Here is a 2,705-nt window from a genome sequence, read left to right as displayed (position 1 = left end):
TGCTCAGCAGGTAGTCCGTGTACAACTCCAGTTCAGAATTTTTCATGCGCGTAGGCTAACAGGCGGGTTGCTGCGTAAGGTCAGTGACTCAGCAACAAAGCCTATCGCGCAAGGTCAGCGGGGATGGCAAGGTTTCCCTCCGAGCGCCAGCCGTTTCGAAGTGAACAGGCAAGTTCACGTGCGGGACACGCTTCATCAACTCAAGGACTGGTTTGGGCCTAGCCGCGCTGCCTCTATCGCGGCGATGTCGATCTTTTTCATGGTCATCATCGCGTCGAACGCGCGCTTGGCCGCCGCCCGATCGGGGTCCGATACCGCTGCAATGAGCGAGCGCGGGGTAATCTGCCATGACACTCCCCAACGGTCCTTGCACCAGCCGCATTCGCTTTCCTGACCGCCGTTGCCAACGACGGCGTTCCACAAGCGGTCGGTCTCAAGCTGGTCGTCGGTCGCGATCTGAAACGAGAACGCTTCGCTGTGCTTGAAGTGCGGGCCACCGTTGAGCCCAATGCAGGGGATGCCGGCGACGGTAAACTCGACCGTAAGGACATTGCCCTGCTTGCCGTCGGGATAGTCGCCCGGAGCGCAAAAGACCGTGCCGACAGCGCTGTCAGGAAAGGTCTTGGCGTAGAAGTTTGCAGCGTCAACGGCAGTGCCGTCATACCACAGGCAGATCGTGTTCTTGCTGGTCACATCGTTTCTCCTGAAGCGTAAAAAGATCTTGAGATCGCTCGTGATCTTTCAGTCTGGCACCGAATTGGGCGGCAGATGGGATGGGCTTGGCAACTCCCAGGCATCTCACGCCAAGCCGGGATTACTAGAGGCACGCGCATCAATGGGTGTCTCCGTATGCATCGCACAGCGCCAGCCGTGGTCGGTCTTGACCCAGGTCGAGGTGTCGTTCATCTCCTGCTCACTAGCAGCGCCTTTGCCGCGCGGCGCGATAACTTGCTTGGCGTGGTAAGCGAGGATCGCCGTCGCGTCGTTCGGAAACATGACTTGCCTGTCGCTAAGTTCGAATGAATTGACCACCATGGCGCCGTGCTCGGCCATCTGGCGGTAGCCCGCATGGTCTAACTTTATCGCGCCATGCATGCTGACCATGAGCGCCGGCTCGCACAGCTGGTTCAGCGCCACATCGGTTTGCTGGTCCACCATCGACTGCTAAAACTTTGTTTCGAGGTCGACCAGGGTTGAGCTTGGGTTCTGCATTTTGGTTTCCTTACCATCACAAGGCTGCAATTGTCCTGGTAGCGGGCAATGCTGTCCATCGGACTGCGCTGATGCGGTTGTACGCATGCGTCGACGCCTGCGCGCCGATGAGCGGCGCGGGCGGCTCAAATGTGATCGGCGCCTCTAGCACACCAAGTGTGCCAAATCATGTACGAGTGCTGACGGGCAAGTCAGCCATTAAAATTCAGCACTCACTCAGCTGTCGCTGACGAGCACCCGCAAGCGCTGGATGACAGTGATCGAAGGCCGCCCTACAACCCAGTAGCTCGCTGACGCAGCGTTCCCTGGCTGGGTTCAATTGCATGACGCGGATGCGAAGCAAGTCAAGCTTGGCGCAGCCGTCCATCTGACGTTAGTGATCAGCGCTACAGGGCGCCAGAAATGGCCAATGACCCATGCCAAGTGAGGAATACCCCAATTTTGGCTGAGCGCCAGCGATCGTCCACCGTTTTTTTGAAAAAACCACAGACTGTCAAAACTTGCTGATGAGGCGAAGTAGCATAGGCGCTGGTACAACTTTTGGAAAATCCAACATGAACGAACTCGTTAAACTCCGCCAGCAAATAGCCGACATGGAAAAGCAGGCAGCCGAACTGCAGAAAAAGAACCGGCCCGCCGTCCTGGCCGAACTGCGCGAACAGATGGCCGCCTATGGCATCACTGCTGAAGAGCTGAGCCGTCCGGCGCCCAGGGCGCAAAAGCCGAGGCAATCGCTGGCCAAGTCAGCGAGTCCGGCAAAAGGTCCGACAAAAGGCAAGAAGCCGGCCGCGGCGTCGCCCGCGAAATACCGCGGACCCAAGGGACAGGAATGGACCGGCCGCGGAACTGCGCCCAAGTGGCTCAACGACTTGCTGGTGGACGGTAAAACCCGGGACGATTTCCTAATCGACCAGAATCAAGCCACCTCTGGCAGCGCAGCCGCAGAGTAAACCGACAGGCGGCCCGAATCGGGCCGCTATCATGTCTGGACTGCGCCATGCATGCCGGTGTACTTCATGCAGGTTGTGACTGGCTACTGATGCGCTGTGGAGTTCAAACTGTTCCAAACAAAGCGCCCGGATCAACTTCCTTTACTGCCCTTAGCGAAGTACCAGCACGGGAAGCGAACTTTCGATGATGACGTTCTTGGTGTGCGAACCGAACACGAACTTGCCCACGCGGCTGCGCCCGTGCGTCACCATGACAATCATGTCGGCGCCTGTTTTTTGGGCCTCGTCAACGATGGTCTGATCGACCGTATACGAGGTCACATGATGGGCGGTGAACTGCACCCCTTTGGCCTGGGCGCGCTTTTCAAACTGCCCGAGCAGTGCGCCAGCGTGTGCCTCGTTTTGGGCTTCATGGTCCTTGATGCGGTTGATGAACTCATCACCGCGCGGGGCGTTCGTCGAAAGCGGCAGATCGGGTTCAACCACAAAGCCCGTGATGCGCGCGCCCAGTTGAAGCGCGAGTTCGATGCTGCCATCCATCGC

At 58.3% G+C, this 2,705-nt stretch carries 4 protein-coding genes; 1 reads left to right on the top strand and 3 read right to left on the bottom strand.

Translation table 11 applies throughout. The features are described 5' to 3' along the window. Window positions 1-195: 195 nt before the first annotated feature. Both EC86_RS0123330 and EC86_RS26605 read right to left on the bottom strand, forming a co-directional pair. Complete coding sequence (locus EC86_RS0123330) at window positions 196-693, bottom strand: VOC family protein (RefSeq protein WP_029528221.1); 498 nt, start codon at window positions 691-693, stop codon at window positions 196-198. A 105-nt stretch (window positions 694-798) separates the two neighbouring features. Next, window positions 799-1,155 carry a nuclear transport factor 2 family protein gene (locus EC86_RS26605; RefSeq protein ID WP_232230028.1) on the bottom strand — a complete coding sequence of 119 codons (357 nt, stop codon included), beginning with the start codon at window positions 1,153-1,155 and terminating at the stop codon, window positions 799-801. A gap of 611 nt (window positions 1,156-1,766) precedes the next feature. Between EC86_RS26605 and EC86_RS0123320 the strand changes: the two genes are divergently transcribed. After that, complete coding sequence (locus EC86_RS0123320; RefSeq protein WP_029528220.1) at window positions 1,767-2,162, top strand: H-NS histone family protein; 396 nt, start codon at window positions 1,767-1,769, stop codon at window positions 2,160-2,162. A gap of 150 nt (window positions 2,163-2,312) precedes the next feature. Here EC86_RS0123320 and EC86_RS26600 read toward each other — a convergent pair. Next, window positions 2,313-2,705, bottom strand: a 393-nt coding sequence (locus EC86_RS26600) for a universal stress protein (RefSeq protein WP_232230027.1), incomplete at its 5' end; no start/stop codon positions are given.

The organism is Polaromonas glacialis, assembly GCF_000709345.1.
Classification (GTDB): domain Bacteria; phylum Pseudomonadota; class Gammaproteobacteria; order Burkholderiales; family Burkholderiaceae_C; genus Polaromonas; species Polaromonas glacialis.
This window is presented reverse-complemented; position numbering and strand designations above follow the sequence as displayed.